The sequence below is a fragment of the Pantoea sp. GD03673 genome (assembly GCF_029844725.1).
Taxonomy (GTDB): Bacteria; Pseudomonadota; Gammaproteobacteria; order Enterobacterales; family Enterobacteriaceae; genus Pantoea.
In genome coordinates, this window is sequence record NZ_JAOCKJ010000004.1 from 316895 (window position 1) to 337994 (window position 21100).

The 21100-nt window shown below is 53.7% G+C and carries 19 protein-coding genes; 13 read left to right on the forward strand and 6 right to left on the reverse strand.

Annotation, left to right across the window (positions count from 1 at the left end; translation table 11 throughout):
* Positions 1-148: 148 nt before the first annotated feature.
* From clpX to bolA, 4 genes are all read right to left on the reverse strand, one after another.
* Entirely contained in the window at positions 149-1420 is a 1272-nt protein-coding gene (gene clpX, locus N5J69_RS09725) for an ATP-dependent protease ATP-binding subunit ClpX (RefSeq protein ID WP_003850494.1), read from the reverse strand.
* 134 nt (positions 1421-1554) lie between these two features.
* The gene (clpP, locus tag N5J69_RS09730; RefSeq protein WP_010255410.1) at positions 1555-2178 is read right to left on the reverse strand and encodes an ATP-dependent Clp endopeptidase proteolytic subunit ClpP; all 624 of its coding nucleotides are present in this window, start codon (positions 2176-2178) and stop codon (positions 1555-1557) included.
* Positions 2179-2514: 336 nt separating this feature from the next.
* Complete coding sequence (gene tig / locus N5J69_RS09735) at positions 2515-3819, reverse strand: trigger factor (protein WP_279769907.1); 1305 nt, start codon at positions 3817-3819, stop codon at positions 2515-2517.
* 293 nt (positions 3820-4112) lie between these two features.
* Complete coding sequence (gene bolA, locus N5J69_RS09740; protein ID WP_279769909.1) at positions 4113-4427, reverse strand: transcriptional regulator BolA; 315 nt, start codon at positions 4425-4427, stop codon at positions 4113-4115.
* Positions 4428-4713: 286 nt separating this feature from the next.
* On the opposite strand from bolA, the gene N5J69_RS09745 reads away from it, so the two are divergent.
* The 8 genes from N5J69_RS09745 (at position 4714) to N5J69_RS09780 (ending at position 13542) form a co-directional block, all read left to right on the forward strand.
* Complete coding sequence (locus tag N5J69_RS09745) at positions 4714-5292, forward strand: lipoprotein (protein WP_279769911.1); 579 nt, start codon at positions 4714-4716, stop codon at positions 5290-5292.
* A 57-nt stretch (positions 5293-5349) separates the two neighbouring features.
* Positions 5350-6840, forward strand: a complete 1491-nt coding sequence (gene ampG / locus N5J69_RS09750; RefSeq protein WP_279769913.1) for a muropeptide MFS transporter AmpG — start codon at positions 5350-5352, stop codon at positions 6838-6840.
* A 444-nt stretch (positions 6841-7284) separates the two neighbouring features.
* Complete coding sequence (gene cyoA / locus N5J69_RS09755; protein ID WP_279769915.1) at positions 7285-8211, forward strand: cytochrome o ubiquinol oxidase subunit II; 927 nt, start codon at positions 7285-7287, stop codon at positions 8209-8211.
* A gap of 4 nt (positions 8212-8215) precedes the next feature.
* A complete protein-coding gene (gene cyoB / locus N5J69_RS09760) occupies positions 8216-10198 on the forward strand; it encodes a cytochrome o ubiquinol oxidase subunit I (RefSeq protein ID WP_279769916.1) in 1983 nt (660 codons plus the stop codon).
* The gene (locus N5J69_RS09765; protein ID WP_279769918.1) at positions 10198-10815 is read left to right on the forward strand and encodes a cytochrome o ubiquinol oxidase subunit III; all 618 of its coding nucleotides are present in this window, start codon (positions 10198-10200) and stop codon (positions 10813-10815) included. The genes cyoB and N5J69_RS09765 overlap by 1 nt, the downstream gene beginning before the upstream one ends.
* Positions 10815-11144, forward strand: a complete 330-nt coding sequence (locus N5J69_RS09770; RefSeq protein WP_008924889.1) for a cytochrome o ubiquinol oxidase subunit IV — start codon at positions 10815-10817, stop codon at positions 11142-11144. Before N5J69_RS09765 ends, N5J69_RS09770 begins: the two co-directional genes overlap by 1 nt.
* Before the next feature lie 13 nt (positions 11145-11157).
* The gene (gene cyoE, locus N5J69_RS09775) at positions 11158-12045 is read left to right on the forward strand and encodes a heme o synthase (protein WP_010255394.1); all 888 of its coding nucleotides are present in this window, start codon (positions 11158-11160) and stop codon (positions 12043-12045) included.
* A gap of 132 nt (positions 12046-12177) precedes the next feature.
* A complete protein-coding gene (locus N5J69_RS09780) occupies positions 12178-13542 on the forward strand; it encodes an MFS transporter (protein ID WP_279769919.1) in 1365 nt (454 codons plus the stop codon).
* 683 nt (positions 13543-14225) lie between these two features.
* Here N5J69_RS09780 and N5J69_RS09785 read toward each other — a convergent pair.
* Positions 14226-14717, reverse strand: a complete 492-nt coding sequence (locus N5J69_RS09785) for a YajQ family cyclic di-GMP-binding protein (RefSeq protein ID WP_003852530.1) — start codon at positions 14715-14717, stop codon at positions 14226-14228.
* A gap of 135 nt (positions 14718-14852) precedes the next feature.
* Between N5J69_RS09785 and panE the strand changes: the two genes are divergently transcribed.
* A complete protein-coding gene (panE, locus tag N5J69_RS09790; RefSeq protein WP_279769920.1) occupies positions 14853-15773 on the forward strand; it encodes a 2-dehydropantoate 2-reductase in 921 nt (306 codons plus the stop codon).
* Positions 15727-16323, forward strand: a complete 597-nt coding sequence (gene yajL, locus N5J69_RS09795; RefSeq protein WP_279769921.1) for a protein deglycase YajL — start codon at positions 15727-15729, stop codon at positions 16321-16323. Before panE ends, yajL begins: the two co-directional genes overlap by 47 nt.
* Positions 16324-16389: 66 nt before the next feature.
* Here the strand turns inward: yajL and thiI are convergent, their stop codons facing one another.
* Positions 16390-17838 carry a tRNA uracil 4-sulfurtransferase ThiI gene (thiI, locus tag N5J69_RS09800; protein ID WP_279769922.1) on the reverse strand — a complete coding sequence of 483 codons (1449 nt, stop codon included), beginning with the start codon at positions 17836-17838 and terminating at the stop codon, positions 16390-16392.
* A gap of 232 nt (positions 17839-18070) precedes the next feature.
* Between thiI and xseB the strand changes: the two genes are divergently transcribed.
* Genes xseB through dxs form a run of 3 tightly spaced genes read left to right on the forward strand, consistent with a single transcriptional unit; the run spans position 18071 to position 21097 of the window.
* On the forward strand, positions 18071-18313 hold the full coding sequence (gene xseB / locus N5J69_RS09805; protein WP_013356982.1) for an exodeoxyribonuclease VII small subunit: 243 nt from the start codon (positions 18071-18073) through the stop codon (positions 18311-18313).
* Complete coding sequence (gene ispA, locus N5J69_RS09810) at positions 18313-19212, forward strand: (2E,6E)-farnesyl diphosphate synthase (protein WP_279769925.1); 900 nt, start codon at positions 18313-18315, stop codon at positions 19210-19212. Before xseB ends, ispA begins: the two co-directional genes overlap by 1 nt.
* A 19-nt stretch (positions 19213-19231) precedes the next feature.
* Complete coding sequence (gene dxs / locus N5J69_RS09815) at positions 19232-21097, forward strand: 1-deoxy-D-xylulose-5-phosphate synthase (protein ID WP_279769927.1); 1866 nt, start codon at positions 19232-19234, stop codon at positions 21095-21097.
* Positions 21098-21100: the final 3 nt, after the last annotated feature.

Sequence of the window (21100 nt, forward strand, 5' to 3'; positions counted from 1 at the left end):
AACCGCATCAGGCAGGTATGCAGTTAAACCCACAGGTATCTGAGTATATGGGGATGATTGTCCGACATTCAACGTCACAGAGGCGAGAAAAGCAAAAGGGGAAACATTTTCCCCTTTTTTAGTAGAGCAGCATGGACGATCTGTTTAATTATTCGCCAGATGCCTGCGCTTCATGCTTACCGTAGATCAACATGGGCTCAGACTGACCTTCAATAACTGATTCATCAATCACTACTTTTTCTACGTCGTCCATGGAAGGCAGGTCATACATCGTTTCCAGCAACGCGCCTTCAACGATAGAACGCAGACCACGCGCACCGGTTTTACGTGACATCGCTTTTTTCGCGATGGCGGTTAACGCCTCGTCACGGAACTCCAGCTCAACACCTTCCAGGTTAAACAGCGCCTGGTACTGTTTTGTCAGGGCGTTTTTCGGCTCACGCAGGATCTGAATCAGCGCTTCTTCACTCAGCTCGCTCAGCGTCGCTACCACCGGCAGACGACCAATGAACTCAGGGATCAGACCAAACTTGATCAAATCTTCAGGTTCACACTGTGAAAGAAGCTCGCCTTCGCTGGCTTTCTGCGATTTCCCTTTCACGGTAGCGCCGAAGCCGATACCGGATCCGGTTTCCACACGCTGGGAGATCACTTTATCCAGTCCGGCGAATGCACCGCCGCAGATAAACAGAATTTTCGAGGTATCAACCTGCAAAAATTCCTGCTGCGGATGCTTACGGCCACCCTGCGGTGGAACGGCAGCGACGGTGCCTTCAATCAGCTTAAGCAGTGCCTGCTGAACGCCTTCACCTGATACGTCACGGGTGATAGACGGGTTGTCAGACTTACGTGAGATTTTGTCGATTTCATCGATGTAAACGATGCCGCGCTGCGCTTTCTGTACGTCGTAGTCGCACTTCTGGAGCAGTTTCTGGATGATGTTTTCAACGTCTTCACCCACGTAACCGGCTTCAGTCAGCGTGGTGGCGTCAGCCATGGTGAATGGCACATCCAGCAGGCGCGCCAGCGTTTCTGCCAGCAGCGTTTTACCACTACCGGTCGGACCAATCAGCAGAATGTTACTTTTGCCCAGTTCGATGCCATTGCTGGTATCGCCATTACGCAGACGCTTGTAGTGGTTGTAAACCGCAACCGCCAGCACTTTCTTCGCTCTTTCCTGACCGATGACATAATCATCGAGGTGATGGCGAATTTCGTGCGGGGTTGGCAACGCACTGCGTTCACGATGCGGGGCAACTTCTTTAATCTCTTCGCGAATGATGTCGTTGCACAGGTCAACACATTCATCGCAGATATACACTGACGGCCCGGCAATCAGCTTTCGCACTTCATGCTGGCTTTTGCCGCAAAAAGAGCAGTACAGCAACTTCCCTGAACCGTCTTTGCGCTTATCTGTCATCAGTTAACCTCTTCTTGTTCTCAGGCCATACCCGCGTACGGCTCAGGCCGTGCAGAGACGGCCGAAATTCATTCAACCCATAATAGTACCGTTGTCCTGTTAACTATAGACCAGGGACAACGGTCAGTCGGGTCTTATTGGCGATGCGTCAGAATTGAATCGACTAATCCATACTCTACCGCTTCATTTGCAGAGAGGAAACGGTCACGCTCAGTATCACGCTCAATTTCTTCCAGCGTTTTACCGGTGTGCTCAGCCATCAGCTCATTCATACGCTGTTTAACTTTAAGGATTTCACGCGCATGGATTTCAATGTCTGAAGCCTGGCCCTGATAGCCGCCCAGCGGCTGGTGGATCATCACACGTGAGTTTGGCAGACAGAAACGCTTGCCTTTAGTACCCGCTGTCAGCAGGAACGCGCCCATTGAACAGGCCTGTCCCATACAGATGGTGCTGACATCCGGCTTGATAAATTTCATGGTGTCGTAGATCGACATACCTGCCGTGATCACGCCGCCCGGAGAGTTGATGTAGAGATAAATATCTTTTTCCGGGTTCTCAGCTTCCAGAAACAGCATCTGCGCAACGATCAGATTAGCCATGTGATCTTCAACCTGGCCGGTCAGAAAGATAACGCGCTCTTTAAGCAGACGGGAGTAGATGTCGTAAGAACGCTCACCACGCGAAGTTTGTTCAACCACCATTGGCACCAGCGCATTGTGCGGTGCAGTATATTCACGATCGCCACTGTATGACATTACCGTCTCCTGGATAAATTTCATTGGCAACATTCTGTACCGATTCTACGTAAGACGCGCGGGAAACACCACGCGACGCCTTTTCCGACACCTTCAGGACGGTTAATCAGCCAGCCTCACTCTCATTCCTGCATACTCCCTTGTATCTGGGGATACTGCACGCCTGTTTCAAGCATAACAATCTTTTCCCTGTTCGCTAACCCGGAAAAAGCGATGCGTGAATAATTTGCCTGTTTATTAAGCAAATAGCGGCGAAGAATAGCGTTCTGAACGCAAAATACAAAAAAGCCCGCGACTTTTCAGTCACGGGCTTAGCACAGACGGTTAACTGCGTGATCAGGCCTGAGCGGTCTGATTCATCAGATCCTGGAAGTTGGTCTCTTTCTCAGTCACTTTAGCTTTCGCCAGGACTGCTTCAACCGCTTGTTCTTCCAGCGCGACGTTGCGCATATTGTTCATCAGCTCGTTATTCTTGCTGTAGAACTCGATGACTTCTTTAGGATCTTCATACGCAGAAGCCATCTCTTCGATCATGGTGTTTACGCGCGCTTCGTCAGCTTTCAGCTCGTGGGTACGAATCACTTCGCCCAGCAGCAGACCGACAACAACACGGCGTTTAGCCTGCTCTTCGAACAGTTCGCGTGGCAGTTCCAGCGCCTGCTGCTCGTTGCCACCGAAACGCTGTGCAGCCTGACGACGCAGAACGTCGATCTCGCTGTCAACCAGCGCAGCTGGCACGTCGATTTCGTTAGCTTCAACCAGACCGTCGATGGCCTGCGTTTTGATGCGGTTGCGGATAGCGCCTTTCAGCTCGCGATCCATGTTCTTACGTACTTCAGTACGCAGACCAGCAACAGAACCATCTTCAACGCCGAAACGTTTGATGAACTCTTCAGTCAGCTCTGGCAGTTCGCGCGTTTCAACTTTCTTCAGCACGATCTCGAACTTCGCATCTTTCCCTTTCAGGGTTTCTGCGTGGTAGTCGTCCGGGAATTTCACGTCGATAGTGAAGGTTTCGCCCGCTTTGTGACCCACAACGCCTTCTTCGAAGCCTGGGATCATGCGGCCCTGGCCCATGGCCAGAACGAAATCAGAGGCTTTGCCGCCGTCAAACTCTTCACCGTCAACAGAACCGTTGAAATCGATAGTGGCACGATCTTCCGGGCCTGCAGCAGCGTCGCTTTCGATCCAGTTGGCCTGCTGCTTGCGCAGGGTGTCCAGCATGGTATCAACATCAGCATCCGTCACTTCAACGACAGGTTTTTCGACTTCGATGTTTTCCAGGCCTTTCAGCTCAACTTCAGGATAAACTTCGAATTCAACCGCGTAGGTGAAATCCTGACCTTCTTTGTATTCGCCTGGCACGTAGTTTGGTGCGCCAGCCGGATTAATTTTTTCTTTGATGATGGCGTCAACAAAGTTACGCGTCATCAGTTCGCCCAGCACGTCCTGACGGACAGAAGCGCCGTAACGCTGCGCCACGATGTTCATCGGCACTTTGCCTTTACGGAAACCATCGATGCGAACTTTCCTGGCAACGTCAACCAGTTCTTTTTTTACTGCGCTTTCGATGCTGTCAGCTGCAACAGTAATCGTAATGCGACGGCCCAGGCCCTGAGTGGTTTCTACAGAAACTTGCATCTTGTTACCTCAAAAAATCACGTGCTCGGTCAACTTCAGACACCACACATAGTGAAATGCGCCGTATCTAACAACCGGGACGGCTTCCGTGAAGAGAACCTGATCCCTGTTACCAGAAGCGTCCCGAAGACATTCCGGAAAAATAGACGCAGCATTATAGCGGCATCGCTGGAATGAGTCGAGGACGCTAACTCACCACTTTTCAGCAGGTTTGCTGCTTTTTTGAGCCAGGGATCGCGTTTTTCGCTTAATAACAGAAAAAACGGCCCGCAGGCCGTTGGGGAGAGGGGAGATCAGGCGAGTGTTCCGGCACCGCGACAGTTAGGGGAAGCCAGAACGGTATCCTGCAACCCTTCCCACTCTTTCAGGGTATACGTATGCAGGGCTAAGGCATGAACACTGCCCGCTAATTCAGTCGCCAGTTCGCCATAAATCAGGCGATGGCGAGCCAGGAAGCGCTGACCAGCAAAGCAGTCGCTGACAATGACCACTTTGAAGTGACTTTCCGATCCGGCAGGCACGTTGTGCCGGTAACTTTCATCATGCACTTCCAGATGAGCTGGCTGAAACGCCACACGCAGCTTTTCTTCTATTTGTTCGCGAATCATGGCTATTACTCCTCAATGGCGAGCGCAGTGCCCCATCTCATTCAATCTTAGTCGCTTTTAGTGCGCTTACCCGTCAGCAGACGGTAAATATTGCATTTGTTGTCTGCGGGCTTTCGGCGCGCATCATAACGCAGCTGAAACCCTCAGCAAACCAGGCTGACATTGAACCCGCTTAAAACAGTTTCAGAGACAATTTCACCCGCAACAGGGCTTTTTTCACTGCCGGGCAATGCTATGATGACCGCAGTTTTTGCAAACCAACCCCCTGACACCAACGAGAAAAAGTATGTTGAAAAAACTGTTATTCCCACTGCTGGCTGCGTTTATTTTAGCCGGCTGTGCAACCAGCAATAATACCCTCACGATTCAGCCTAAAATTCAGCTGCCGCAGCAGGATCCAGGCCTGATGGGCGTCACTGTCAGCATCAACGGTGCCGACCAGCGTAAAGATCAGGCGCTGGCAAAAGTTAACCGTGATGGTCAGTTAGTGACCTTAACGCCATCGCGCGATCTCCGTTTCCTGCTGCAGGAAGTGCTGGAGAAACAGATGACCGCACGTGGCTATATGATTGGTCCTGATGGCGCGGTCGATCTGCAAATCGTCGTTAACAATCTTTACGCCGACGTGACGCAGGGCAATGTGCGCTACAGCATCACCACCAAAGCGGACATCTCTATCATCGCAACCGCGAAAAACGGCAACAAACAGGTTAAAAACTACCGCCAGACCTACAGCGTAGAAGGCGCGTTCAGCGCGAGCAACCAGAAGATTACCAATGCGGTGAACGCCACCATGAGCGATGTGATCGCGGATATGGCTCAGGACACCAGCGTGAACGACTTCATCAAACAGAACGCCCGTTAAGACCGTCTCACCCCTGCCCTGCCTCGTGCAGGGCTTTTTGTTATCTGCAGGATCCGCATGAACCACTATCTTCGCCTCTTCAGCCAGAAAAACGCCGCCGTATTGCTGCTGCTCGGTTTTGCTTCCGGACTGCCGCTGGCACTGACATCGGGCACGTTACAGGCGTGGATGACGGTGGAAAATGTCGATCTGAAAACCATCGGCTTCTTTTCACTCGTCGGCCAGGCCTATGTCTTTAAATTTCTCTGGTCGCCGATGATGGACCGCTATACGCCGCCGTTTCTGGGCCGGCGTCGCGGCTGGTTACTGCTGAGTCAGCTGGCGCTGGCTGGCGGGATTGTTGCGATGGGCTTTCTGCAGCCGGGCCGCGATCTGACCCTGATGGCGGCGCTGGCGGTGCTGATCGCTTTCTGCTCTGCCTCACAGGACATCGTTTTTGATGCCTGGAAAACGGATATTCTGCCACCTGAAGAGCGTGGCAGCGGCGCGGCGATCACCGTGCTGGGATATCGCCTGGCGATGCTGATTTCAGGCGGGCTGGCGTTGTGGCTTGCTGACCGCTATCTGGGCTGGCAGGCGACCTACTGGCTGATGGCGCTGATGATGGTGCCGGGCATTATCGCAACGCTGATGGCAAGCGAGCCGGACACACGTACCTCCACGCCGCATTCACTGCGACAGGCGGTGGTCGACCCGCTAAAAGATTTTTTCCAGCGCAACAACGCCTGGCTGTTGATTACCCTGATTATTCTTTACAAGCTGGGCGATGCTTTTGCCGCCTCGCTGACCACCACCTTTCTGATTCGCGGCGTCGGCTTCAATGCCGGTGACGTCGGGCTGGTGAACAAGACGCTGGGCCTGCTGGCGACCATTATCGGAGCGCTCTATGGCGGCGTTTTGATGCAGCGCCTGAGTCTGTTCCGGGCGCTGCTGATTTTTGGCCTGCTGCAGGCGGTCTCGAATTTTGGCTACTGGCTGCTGGCCGTCACCGACAAACAGCTGTGGAGTATGGCCAGCGCCGTCTTTGTCGAAAACCTCTGCGGCGGCATGGGCACCGCGGCCTTTGTCGCGTTGCTGATGACGCTGTGTAACAAATCGTTTTCAGCGACCCAGTTTGCCCTGCTGTCGGCGCTATCTGCGGTAGGTCGTGTTTATGTCGGCCCGGCGGCGGGCTGGCTGGTGGAACTCTGGGGCTGGCCGACCTTTTATGCTTTCACGGTGATCGCGGGTCTGCCGGGACTGGTGCTGCTGGCTTTTTGCCGCCAAACGCTTAATCAGGTCGAGCAGAGTGGCAATTTCCTCACACGAAGCTACTATCCTCATGGCTATCGCTGGACGAATCGTCTGTTTGCAGCCGGATGCGGCGTACTGGCTCTCTGGCTGATCGCGCTGGCACTGAATGCACTGGGGCTGACTGCGCTGACGCCGTTGCTCACCCGCCTGTTTGAGCTGGGTATGACCCTCTCTTTACTGGCCGTGTTGGCGGGCGTGCTGCTGGACTATCGGGCGCTGAAGAAAACGCCTGATTTGCCCGCGTCAGATGCTTAAGTGAAATCGATAGGTTAACGGGGGGCGGCTTATTTTTTCACATCCGGATAAGTCGCCGTCATTTATCATCGCGTGTTATTTTTAAAAATTAAGAATTGAACCTGAGGAGGCGTAGCGGAAATACTAAAAACCGGTGAGCAATTACTTTAGTTAAATTTAGTCGCGCAAATGATGCAGAGTTGTTAAATATTTGGGAGTTAAAAGTAAGGGTTATTCCTTTCCCTGATTTTTTTACGGTTACTTCCATTGGTTTTCGTTATATTGATGCCAACTGCTTGTCTGCGTTAATTATTTGTCACCTGGCGCAACATCTGTGACACCCTTAGCAAAAGGTGTCAACACGTATCTGACACATCCTTAAGCTGGTTTACACTGCATAAACCTTCCCGTAAAATGCGCGCACACTTAAACGACAATAGAGCCCTTTGTCATTGAGGTCGTTAAATGAGACTCAGTAAATACAATAAAAGTTTGGGGATTTTGTCATTAATTGCAGGCACTTTATTAATGAGTGGCTGCGATAGTGCATTGTTAAATCCCAAAGGACAGATTGCACTGGAGCAACGTTCGCTGATACTGACTGCCTTTGGCCTGATGTTGATCGTCGTGATTCCCGCAGTCCTGATGGCCGTGGTGTTTGCCTGGAAGTATCGGGCGTCCAACACGAATGCGAAGTACAGCCCTAACTGGTCACACTCTAACAAAGTGGAAGCCGTGGTCTGGACCATTCCGATCCTGATCATTATCTTCCTCAGCGTACTGACCTGGAAATCAACCCACGCACTGGAGCCCAGCAAACCGCTGCAATCTGATGTGAAACCGGTTGAGATTGATGTGGTTGCACTGGACTGGAAATGGTTGTTCATTTACCCGGAACAGGGTATTGCGACCGTGAACCAGATTGCCTTCCCGGCAAATACTCCGGTGAACTTCAAAATCACCTCTAACTCCGTCATGAACTCTTTCTTCATTCCAACGCTCGGCAGCCAGATTTATGCGATGGCCGGTATGCAGACCAAGCTGCATCTGATTGCGAATGAGCCAGGAACTTTCGACGGTATCTCTGCAAACTTCAGTGGTCGTGGCTTCTCTGGCATGAAGTTTAAAGCCATTGCAACCAAAGACGATGCGGAATTCCAGCAGTGGGTGGCTAAAGTTAAAGCAGCCCCTAACACGCTGACCACCATGGAAGATTTCGAGAAAGTGGCAGTGCCAAGCGAAAATCATCCGGTGGAATATTTCTCTTCAGCTGATCCGAAACTGTTCATGCAAGTCATCGACAAGTTCAAGATGAGCCACGGGAAAATGGACATGCCACAGCATGAAGGTATGGACATGAGTCACGCCGCTTCCGCGGGAGCCGAGGAATAATACGATGTTCGGAAAATTAACACTGGATGCAGTGCCGTATCATGAGCCGATTATCATGGTTACGGTTGCCGCTATCATCATAGGTGGTCTGGCGCTGGTCGCTGCGCTCACCTATTTTGGTAAGTGGAAATATCTGTGGTCTGAATGGCTGACGTCAGTCGACCACAAACGCCTGGGTATCATGTATGTCATCATGGCGTTCGTCATGCTGCTGCGTGGTTTCGCTGATGCCATTATGATGCGTACCCAACAGGTTATGGCTTCGGCCGGTGAAGCGGGCATTCTGCCACCGCACCACTACGACCAGATCTTTACCGCGCACGGCGTGATTATGATCTTCTTCGTGGCGATGCCTTTCGTGGTTGGCCTGATGAACATCGCCGTTCCGTTGCAGATTGGTGCACGTGACGTTGCGTTCCCGTTCCTGAACAACCTGAGCTTCTGGTTTACTGCGGTCGGTGTGATCCTGGTTAACCTGTCGCTGGGTGTGGGCGAGTTCGCGCAGACCGGCTGGCTGGCTTATCCGCCGCTTTCCGGCGCGGAGTACAGTCCCGGGGTCGGGGTCGATTACTGGATCTGGAGCCTTCAGCTCTCAGGTATCGGTACGACTTTAACCGGTATTAACTTCTTCGTGACCATCCTGAAGATGCGCGCACCGGGCATGAGCCTGTTCAAAATGCCGGTATTTACCTGGACCGCGCTGTGCACCAACGTCCTGATCATCGCTGCGTTCCCGGTTCTGACCGTGACCCTGGCGCTGTTGACCCTTGATCGTTATCTCGGCTTCCATTTCTTCACCAATGAAATGGGCGGGAACATGATGATGTACGTCAACCTGATCTGGGTCTGGGGCCATCCGGAAGTGTATATCCTGGTGCTGCCGGTATTTGGTGTGTTCGCAGAAATCACCGCGACCTTCTCCAAAAAACGTCTGTTTGGTTATACCTCACTGGTGTGGGCGACCATCGCCATTACCGTACTGTCGTTTATCGTATGGTTGCACCACTTCTTCACCATGGGTGCAGGTGCCAACGTTAACGCCTTCTTCGGTATCATGACGATGATCATCGCGATTCCGACCGGGGTTAAAATCTTTAACTGGCTGTTCACCATGTATCAGGGCCGCATTCAGATGCACTCTGCCATGCTGTGGACCGTTGGCTTCCTGGTCACCTTCTCTGTAGGGGGTATGACCGGCGTACTGCTGGCCGTTCCGGGTGCTGACTTTATCCTTCACAACAGCCTGTTCCTGATTGCGCACTTCCACAACGTTATCATCGGTGGTGTAGTCTTTGGTTGTATGGCGGGCGTGACCTACTGGTTCCCGAAAGCCTTTGGCTTCACCCTGAACGAAACCTGGGGTAAGCGCGCGTTCTGGTTCTGGATCATTGGCTTCTTCGTTGCCTTTATGCCGCTGTACGCACTGGGCTTCATGGGTATGACCCGTCGTCTGAGCCAGGATATCGATCCACAGTTCCACCCTCTGCTGGTGGTTGCTGCGGTCGGTGCGGGCCTGATTGCACTGGGTATCCTGTGTCAGCTGACCATGTTCTACGTCTCAGTACGTGACCGCGATCAGAACCGTGATGTGACGGGTGACCCGTGGGGCGGTCGTACGCTGGAGTGGGCAACCTCTTCACCACCACCGTTCTACAACTTTGCTGTTATCCCGCACGTGCATGAGCGTGATGCGTTCTGGGAAATGAAAGAGAAAGGCGAAGCGTACAAACAGCCGGCATCGTATGAAGAAATTCATATGCCGAAAAACAGTGGTGCTGCCATCGTCATCTGCGCATTCGCCACTATTATGGGCTTCGCGCTGATCTGGCATATCTGGTGGATGGCGGGTCTTTCATTCCTCGGCATGATCGTTACCTGGATCGTGAAGAGCTTCGACGAAGACGTGGATTACTACGTTCCGGTTGCCGAAGTTCAGAAGATTGAGAACCAGCATTTTGACGAAATCAGCAAAGCAGGTCTGAAATAATGTCAACTGAAACTCTGATTAAACATCACCACGACGTCCATGCGGAGCATGGGCATCACGATGCAGGAGCCAACAAAGTCTTTGGCTTCTGGATCTACCTGATGAGTGACTGCATTATCTTCGCAACCCTGTTTGCGACCTATGCCGTCATGGTCAACAACACTGCCGGTGGCCCGGCAGGTAAAGATATCTTTGAGCTGCCATTTGTTCTGGTAGAAACCGCCCTGCTGCTGCTGAGTTCGATCACTTACGGCATGGCTGTTATCTCCATGAACAAGGAGCAAAAAGGTGCCGTTATCGGCTGGCTGGCGCTGACCTTCCTGTTTGGTCTGGGCTTCATCGGAATGGAAATCTATGAATTCCATCACCTGATTGCAGAAGGCTTTGGTCCGGATCGCAGTGGCTTCCTGTCTGGCTTCTTTACGCTGGTCGGTACCCACGGTCTGCACGTGACCTCAGGTCTGATCTGGATGCTGGTTCTGATGTTCCAGATTTCCAAACGTGGCCTGAACGCGACTAACCGCACCCGTATCATGTGTCTGAGCCTGTTCTGGCACTTCCTGGACGTGGTCTGGATTTGCGTCTTCACCGTTGTTTACCTGATGGGAGCCATGTAATGAGTCATTCTGTTAACGAACATGGCGCTTCACACGGTAGCGTGAAGTCCTACATGATCGGCTTCATCCTCTCTATCATCCTGACGGCAATCCCGTTCTGGATGGTAATGGATGGCAGTGCATCTCACGGTACTATCCTCGGTGTTGTTCTGGTGTGTGCGGTAATTCAGGTGCTGGTTCACCTGGTTTACTTCCTGCACTTAGACAGCAAATCTGAGGGTGGCTGGAACATGGTAGCCATTGTTTTCTCGGCCATCATCATCCTGATTGTCGTAGTAGGCTCACTGTGGATCATGTGGAACCTCAACTACAACATGATGCCTCACTAAAGAGTCATACGTAATGTTTAAGCAATACCTGCAAGTTACAAAACCAGGAATTATTTTCGGGAATTTAATTTCTGTGATCGGCGGATTCCTGCTGGCCTCCAAAGGCAACACGGATTACGCCCTGTTTCTCATCACCCTGGTGGGCGTGTCACTGGTGGTTGCATCGGGTTGTGTTTTCAACAACGTGATTGACCGCGACATCGACATCAAGATGGAGAGAACCCGGAATCGGGTGCTGGTAAAAGGCCTAATCTCCGCGAAAGTTAGCCTGGTTTATGCCACTGTGCTGGGTATTGCTGGCTTTGCGTTGCTCTACTTCGGCGCTAATCCGCTGGCCATGTGGCTGGCGGTCATGGGCTTCGTGGTGTACGTGGGCATCTACAGCCTCTACATGAAGCGTAATTCCGTTTACGGTACGCTGATTGGCAGTCTGTCGGGTGCTGCGCCGCCGGTTATCGGCTACTGCGCAGTCTCCAACCAGTTTGATGCGGGCGCGTTGATCCTGCTGGCGATCTTTAGCCTGTGGCAGATGCCGCATTCGTACGCGATTGCTATCTTCCGCTTTAAAGATTATCAGGCAGCGAACATCCCGGTTCTGCCGGTGGTGAAAGGCATTTCCGTGGCTAAGAATCATATTACGCTCTACATTCTGGCGTTTATGATTGCCACGCTGATGCTGACGCTGGGCGGCTACGCGGGCTACAAATATCTGGTGGTGGCCGCTGCGGTCAGCGTCTGGTGGCTGGGCATGGCGTTATCGGGTTATAAAACCGCAGATGACCGTGTCTGGGCGCGTAAACTGTTTGTCTTCTCTATCGTGACCATCACTGCGCTGAGCGTGATGATGTCGGTAGATTCGATGGCTCCGGCCTCGAAGGACCTGCTGACTTACGTCTGGTAACCGACACCGCAAGAGCATGAAAAGGGCGCGATTTTCGCGCCCTTTCTTTTTGTTACGACTGCTTAAAAACTATTGTTTTACCCGCCCTGCCCCGCCACCTAGAATAAATGCAGCACATTAACAGAGGTTGGAATGAACGATAATAAAATGACTCCGGTGGAGCTGCGCGCCACATGGGGCCTCGGTACGGTCTTTTCCCTGCGCATGCTGGGAATGTTTATGGTCCTGCCGGTACTGACCACTTATGGCATGGCATTACAGGGCGCGAGTGAAACCTTAATCGGTCTGGCCATTGGTATTTATGGCCTGGCTCAGGCAATATTTCAGATTCCTTTTGGTCTGCTTTCCGATCGCATCGGGCGAAAGCCGTTGATCGTCGGCGGACTGCTGCTGTTTGTTCTGGGTAGCGTTATTGCTGCCTGCACCGACTCTATCTGGGGCATTATTCTGGGCCGTGCGCTGCAGGGCTCAGGCGCAATTGCCGCCGCCGTGATGGCACTGCTGTCCGATTTAACCCGTGAGCAGAATCGTACCAAAGCGATGGCGTTTATCGGCATCAGTTTTGGTGTCACCTTCGCGATTGCGATGGTGGTCGGCCCGGTCGTCACCCACGCACTGGGCCTGCAGGCGCTGTTCTGGATGATTGCGATTCTGGCCTCGCTGGGTATCGTCATCACGCTGCTGGTGGTACCATCCGCTTCTCATCATGTGCTGAACCGTGAATCGGGTATGGTGAAAGGCAGCTTCCGCAAAGTGCTGGCTAACCCCCGTCTGGTGAAGCTCAATATCGGTATTTTCTGCCTGCACGTTCTGCTGATGTCGAGTTTTGTCGCCTTGCCGGGGCAGTTTGAGCAAGCGGGTTTTCCGGCCCCTGAGCACTGGAAAGTCTATCTCTCCACGATGCTGATCGCTTTTGCCGGCGTGGTGCCGTTCATCATTTATGCCGAAGTGAAACGCCGCATGAAGCGCGTCTTTGTCGGCTGCGTCGGAATGATTGTGATTGCTGAGATCGTGTTATGGGGTGCAGAAGGCCATTTCTGGACGCTGGTGGTTGGGGTTCAGCTCTTCTTCTTCGCTTTCAATCTGATGGAAGCCATTCTCCCTTCACTGATCAGTAAAGAGTCGCCTGCTGGCTACAAAGGCACGGCGATGGGGATTTACTCCACCAGCCAGTTCCTGGGCGTGGCCGTTGGCGGCAGTATGGGCGGCTGGGTGTTTGGTCATTTCGATGCGCAGACCGTATTTATGGTGGGTGCGATGGTGGCTGCGGCATGGCTGTTTGTCAGTATGACGATGCAGGAGCCGCCTTATGTGAGCAGTCTGCGAATTGTGCTGAGTGATGCGGCACTGGCTTTGCCGAATCTGGAGCAGCGCCTGAAAGCGCAGAAAGGCGTGAACTCCGTGTTTATCGTGCCGGAAGAGAAAAGCGCCTACATCAAAATCGACAGTAAAGTTACCAGCCGCCCTGAGCTGGAAGCGTTGCTGGGGAGCTGCTAGTTTCAAAAAGTTTAGTGATAACGTCAGCTCGTTTCGCTTCAGGATCGAGCTGGCTCAGAGAACACGTTCAGATCGGAAAGACGCAAAAGCCGCCATCCATGGCACGCTCGTCCCGCGCCATCCCTGCCGCGGGACGCTTTCCTCTTCTGCCCGTGTTCACTGCGCCCCTGAGCTTTTGAGTTGCTGCTGAATCCCCCCGAATTTGATTTTGTGCTTAATCTTAAACCCCGCATAAGTCTTCTTACAGACAACTCAGAAATTCAAAGCGATGGGAGCCTGTGCCTGTAGCAAAGCATCGCGGGCCAGGGACAAAAACGCCGGGAGCGTTTTTGAACAACGCAGAGCGTTGGCCCGTTTACGGGCGCACCTCAGGGATGAGGTGCGTAATCACCCGCGCTGAGCCGCCATGGATGGCGCTTTTGCGTCTTTGCGAAAGGCACAGGCTCCCTGAGCCGGGCCGCGATCTTACAGACGCCCTACAGCTCACAGCGCGCTCCAGACGTTTGACTTGTTCAAAGAGATGCAAGCCAGTGCACGTTCCCACAGACGTCCCAAACCACGCCTTAATTCAGACGGCTCACAAATTTGAATCGAAGCAGGGTTGCGCCTGCCAGATAACAAAAAACCCGGCCTTAGCCGGGTTTTTATCACTGCATTCATGCTGAAATTCAGCCGCCCCCCGCTTAGTCGCGGAAATTTTTAAACTGGAACGGCTGTCCCAGATTGCTGCCGCGCACAATCGCCATCGCGCCCTGCAAATCATCACGCGCTTTGCCGGTCACTCGTAACGCTTCACCCTGAATCTGGGTCTGCACTTTCAGCTTGCTGTCTTTGATCAGCTTCACCAGCTTCTTCGCCACGTCACTTTCAATGCCTTTTTTCAGTTTGGCATCGACCGCCCAGCTTTTACCGCTGTGCTCAATCTCTTCCGGCACCTCTAAGGCACCGCCTTCAATCCCGCGCTTCAGTAACTTCTCACGCAAAATATCGACCAGCTGTTTAACCTGAAAATCAGACTCGCTGGTGATCTTGATGGTTTCATTCTTTTCGTTGAGCTCAAATTCGGCGCTCACGTTGCGGAAATCGAAGCGGGTAGACACTTCACGGTTGGCATTCTCCACCGCATTGCGAATTTCCTGCAGATCGACCTCTGAAACGATATCGAAAGATGGCATCTCTTCTTCTCCTGACGCTAAAGTGACATGCATAATACGCGTGTTAGGGTGCTAAATAAAATCAGGCTGCACACAACGCTATACTGAAGGTGTGACAGTGAATAACAGATGGATAGCCCGCCAGCGGGAGGCAGCATGAAAATTACCGTGTTAGGTTGCGGTGCTCTGGGTCAGGTCTGGCTGACAGCGCTGGCCCGACAGGGGCATGAAGTACAGGGATGGCTGCGGGTGCCGCAGCCCTACTGTTCAGCCAATGTGATCGATCCACAGGGCAACATTTCGAACCGCACGTTTATCGCCAACGATCCGCTGTTTCTGGCGGAAAGCCAGCTGCTGCTGGTTACGCTAAAAGCACCGCAGGTCTCACCAGCAGTGAAAAACCTGGAAAGCGTGCTGCCAGAAAACTGCCCGGTGTTGCTGCTGCACAACGGCATGGGCACGCTTGAAGAGCTCAAAGGGCTGACTCAGCCCCTGCTGCGCGGTGTCACGACCCATGCGGCGATGCGTGATGGCACCGTCATCAAACACATTGCCAGTGGCATAACCCACATTGGCCCCGGTAACCGCAAAAGTGCCGCTTACAGCGACCTCGCCGACATCCTCCACCCTGCCCTGCCCGATGTGGCGTGGCATGACAACATCCGGGCTGCCTGCTGGCGTAAACTGGCAGTTAACTGCGTCATCAATCCGCTCAGCGTGGCGTATGAGTGCCAGAACGGCGCACTGCGCGCGTATCCGGAGCAGATCGCTCAGCTGTGCGAAGAGATCAGCTGGGTCATGGAGCGTGAAGGCCAGAACGTCGCCAGTGACAGCTTGCAGGATATCATCTTCGATGTGATTGAAAGCACGGCGGCCAACACCTCTTCAATGCTGCAGGACGTTCGCGCCCAGCGGCTCACCGAAATCGACTACATCAGCGGCTTTTTGCTGCGACGCGCCCGGACGCACGGCCTGGTGCTGACGGAGAACACCCGTCTGTATGATAGTGTAAAACGCAAGGAGTCCCATTATGACCGCGAACGCATCGGTGCTGGTTTGCCTGGCACATGGCAGTGAAGAGATCGAAGCCGTTACCACCATCGACCTGCTGGTACGGGCCGGCCTGAACGTGGTTACCGCCAGCGTCGAAAGCGATGGCAGCCGGGAGATCGTCTGTTCACGCGGTGTTCGCCTGCTGGCTGATGTGACACTGGTTGAAGTCGCTGATAATGATTTCGCCGCCATCGTCCTGCCCGGTGGCCTGAAAGGCGCTGAAACCTTTCGCGATAGCCCACTGCTGGTCGAAACGGTACGTCAGTTTCACCTTAATGAGAAAATTGTCGCGGCAATCTGCGCGGCGGCAGGCACGGTATTGATCCCGCACGATCTCTTCCCGGTCGGTAATATGACCGGCTTTCCTGGCCTGAAAGAGACGATTCCGGAAGAGAAATGGATGGAGCGGCGTGTCGTCTGGGATCCGCGCGTCAATCTGCTGACCAGCCAGGGGCCGGGCACGGCAATGGATTTTGCGCTGAAGCTGATTGATCTGCTGGCGGGAAAAGAGAACGCACGCAAGGTCGCTGCACAGCTGGTGCTGGCTCCCGGCATTTACGACTATCAGGCGTAAAGACTCAGACTTAAAACGAGAGAGCCAGTCAGACCTGAACAGGCGCTGACTGGCATTAAGATGTGATTATGGCCGGTAAACTTTAACGTTCTTAAAGCCCTGCTCATGCAGATAGAGCGCCTGCAAACGGCTCATTACACCGCGATCGCAGTAGAGCAGCCAGGTCCGGTTCTGGTCGAGATCGCCAAACTGTGTGCTGAGTTTGTAGAACGGCAGCGATTTCACTTCCGTGGCTTGCAGCGTCAGTGGTTTCTCTTCCTGCTCATCAATGGAGCGGATATCCAGCACCACATCGTTCTCACTCAGAAGTGCGACGGTCTCAACTTCGGTCACCTCTTCGTCTGTCTGCTCAGCGATGGTACGGATATCGACGTTGGTTGCTTCTTCCACCACCCGATCCAGAATCGAGAAGTCGAAATTCTGCTCTTCAGCTTCGATTTTCGCTTTCACTGCCTTCACCGTCGGGCTTTTTGAAATCACGCCGCAATATTCCGGCATGGTGCTGGCGAAATCTTCGGTGCCGATCTCCCTGGCAATTCTGATGATGTGCTCTTTGTCGTGCGAGATCAGCGGACGCAGAATCAGCGTATCGGACGCGTTATCAATCAGACGCAGATTGGTCAGCGTCTGGCTCGACACCTGACCCACTGCCTCACCGGTAACCAGCGCCTGCACGCCGTAGCGCTCAGCAATGGTTGACGCGGCACGCACCATCATGCGCTTCAGCACCACGCCCATCTGGCCGTCATCCACTTTTTCGAGGATCTCACCCACTACCGGCTCAAAATTGATCGCCACGAAACGCACGCGGTGCGAACGACCAAAACGATTCCACAGATAGTGCGCAACCTGACGGACGCCAATCTCATGGGCGGCACCGCCAAGATTAAAGAAGCAGTAATGCACGCGGCTGCCGCGACGCAGCAGCATATAGCTGGAGACACCCGAGTCGAAACCACCGGAAATCAGCGACAGCACATCTTCCTGCGTACCGATCGGGAAACCACCCAGACCTTCGTAGCGTGCGGTCACCAGCGTCAGGCGATTCTCTTCCACTTCAAGATTCACCGTCACGTCCGGGTTTTTAAGCTGTACGCGGGCGTTTTCAATATGCTGATTCAGACCGCCGCCAACATAGCGCTCCACATCCTGTGAACTGAAGCTATGCTTACCACGACGTTTAACCCGCACGCAGAAGCTCTTGCCTTCAAGGCTCTCGCGATACTGCGCTAACGTCTGTTCAAAGATGTGATGAATATCGGTGTACTCACGATCTTCAACCGCTAAAACGTGATGAATCCCCGGAATGCGCGTCAGCTCATCGGGAATAATGTCCCGCAGCACCGGATTTTTCGAACGCACTTCAATGTGATCCCAGTGGCGCACCACGGCGATTTCGTCGCTTACGGTTTTCAGGACGTTGCGAATATTGCTGGCAAGAATCTTAATAAAGCGCAAACGCACCGACGGACTCTTGATGGTGATTTCAGGAAATAACTTGATGATAAACTTCATGGCGACACAGCTTCGTTGGGCAAATAAGTGCTAAAACAGGCAGCACTTAGCTGGTAAAATCACAAAATTGCGGGCTGCATGGCGCAACCGCATCCGAGGCGCGGGAGTATATCACCTTTGTCAGGTGACTGCTTCTTCATCAGCCGTCGCATTGATTATTTTGCTAATCATAGGGTCTCAGCTACCATGACCGATTGCGAGATAATGTCCCAACCGTGAGTCGACACGAAATATGCCGAAAAAAGCCGAACAGCCAGCCAGCTTTGAAACGTCATTGCAGCAGCTGGAGCAGATTGTCAGCCGTCTGGAAAGTGGCGAACTGCCGCTGGAAGAAGCCCTGAACGAATTTGAGCGCGGCGTGCAGCTGGCGCGCAATGGCCAGCAGACGCTGCAACAGGCTGAACAGCGGGTCCGTATTCTGCTGAACGATGATAAAGATGCCGACCTCACTGCTTTCACGCCGGAAAACGACTAATGGATTTTGCCCGATTACTCGACGCTTATCAGCAGCAGGTCAACGCTGCGCTGACGCGTTTTATAGAGCCACTTCCTTTTCAGAGTTCTCCTCTGGTGAATGCCATGCATTATGGGGCATTATTAGGCGGTAAACGCCTGCGTCCTTTTCTGGTCTACGCTACCGGCGACATGCTCCACGCCGACCCGGCGAGTCTGGATGCGCCCGCCGCCGCGGTTGAATGCATTCATGCGTACTCTCTGATTCATGACGACCTTCCTGCGATGGACGATGATGCACTGCGTCGCGGGCAGCCAACCTGTCACATAAAATATGGCGAAGATACCGCGATTCTGGCGGGCGACGCCCTGCAGACGCTGGCCTTTTCTATTCTGGCCGATGAAGCGATGCCCGGTGTCAGCGCTGAATACCGTCTGATGATGCTCTCGGAACTGGCGAAAGCCAGCGGTGTTGCCGGCATGTGTGGCGGACAGGCACTCGATTTAGCAGCGGAAGGCCAGTCTGTGGATCTCGATCAGCTGGAACAGATCCATCGCCATAAAACCGGCGCGTTGATCCGCTCAGCGGTGCGCTTAGGGGCATTGGCGGCAGGCGATGCGGGTCGCGAAGCGCTGCCGCTGCTCGACCGCTACGCAGAGGCTATCGGTCTCGCATTTCAGGTGCAGGACGATATCCTGGATGTGGTGGGAGATACGGCGGTGATCGGAAAACGCCAGGGTGCCGATCAGGATCTGGGAAAAAGCACCTATCCTTCACTGTTAGGCCTTGAAGATGCCCGTGCCAAGGCGCGGGATTTGTATCAGGAAGCTCTTGATGCTTTAGCATTGCTCGCTGCGCACTCCTATAACACGACAGCACTGCAGGCGCTGGCGAGCTTCATAATTGAACGCGACAAATAACTTCCATAATGAGTCTCTGATGAGTTTTGATATTGCTAAATACCCGACACTGGCGCTGGCAGACACGGTTCAGGCGCTCCGCGCCCTGCCAAAAGAGAAGTTGCCTGCGCTCTGTGATGAACTGCGTCAGTATCTGTTAGACAGTGTGAGCCGCTCCAGCGGCCATTTTGCATCGGGTCTGGGCGTCGTCGAACTGACGGTCGCACTGCATTATGTCTATAACACCCCTTTTGACCATCTGGTCTGGGATGTGGGTCATCAGGCTTATCCGCATAAAATTCTGACCGGTCGCCGCGATCGCATCGGCACCATTCGCCAGAAAAATGGCGTACACCCGTTCCCGTGGCGCGGTGAAAGCGAATATGACGTGCTAAGCGTCGGTCACTCGTCGACCTCTATCAGTGCTGGTCTCGGCATGGCGGCGGCGGCTGAGCGTGAAGGTCAGGGCCGTCGCACCGCCTGTATTATTGGCGACGGCGCAATCACCGCAGGCATGGCGTTTGAAGCGATGAACCATGCCGGTGATATCAAGCCGGACATGCTGGTCATCCTTAACGACAACGAGATGTCGATCTCTGAAAACGTCGGCGCGCTCAATAACCGTCTGGCGCAGATCCTGTCGGGTAAAACCTACGCGCGGCTGCGTGAAGGCAGCAAGCGCGTGCTCACGAATCTGCCTCCGATCAAAGAGCTGGTAAAACGCACCGAAGAGCACCTCAAAGGCATGGTTGTGCCGGGAACGCTGTTTGAAGAGCTGGGCTTTAACTACATCGGTCCGGTGGACGGTCACGATGTGCTGACGCTGGTGAACACACTGAGCAACATGCGCAGCCTGAAAGGGCCGCAGTTCCTGCATATCATGACCAAAAAAGGGAAAGGCTACGCACCGGCAGAGGAAGATCCGATTGCCTGGCACGCCGTACCTAAATTTGATCCGGCAATTGGTGAGCTGCCGAAAAGCGCAGAAGGTCTGCCGAGCTACTCTAAAATCTTCGGTAACTGGCTGTGTGAAATGGCCGCCGACGATCCAAAACTGATGGCGATTACCCCGGCGATGCGTGAAGGCTCCGGCATGGTGGCGTTCTCACGCGAATTTCCGAAGCAATATTTTGATGTGGCGATCGCGGAGCAGCATGCGGTGACCTTTGCCGCCGGTATGGCGATCGGTGGCTATAAACCGATTGTTGCCATCTACTCCACCTTCCTGCAGCGCGCCTACGATCAGCTGATCCATGACGTAGCCATCCAGAAACTGCCGGTCCTGTTTGCTATCGATCGCGGTGGCATTGTCGGGGCGGACGGTCAGACTCACCAGGGCGCGTTTGATCTCGCCTATCTGCGCTGCGTGCCGGATATGGTGATCATGACGCCGAGCGATGAAAACGAGTGTCGGCAGATGCTGTACACCGGCTATCACCATCAGGATGGTCCAAGTGCGGTGCGCTATCCGCGCGGCACGGGTGTCGGCACACCGCTGGCTCCGCTGCAGAGTCTGCCGCTTGGTAAAGCGGTGGTGAAACGTCAGGGTGAAAAGCTGGCGATTCTGAACTTCGGTACGCTGCTGCCGGAAGCTGCCGCCACGGCAGAGGCGCTGAACGCGACCCTGGTCGATATGCGCTTTGTGAAGCCGCTGGATGAAGCGCTGATCGCTGAGCTGGCCAAAACGCACGACTCGCTGATTACGCTGGAAGAAGGCGCAATCAAAGGGGGCGCGGGCAGTGGCGTCAATGAGTTTGTGATGGCGAAACGCCTGGCCGTTCCGGTGCTGAACATCGGTCTGCCTGATGAGTTCATCCCGCAGGGAACGCAGGAAGAAGTCCGTCATGACTATCTGCTGGACGCGGCGGGCATTCAGCAACAGATTGCCCGCTGGCTGGCACAGTAACCT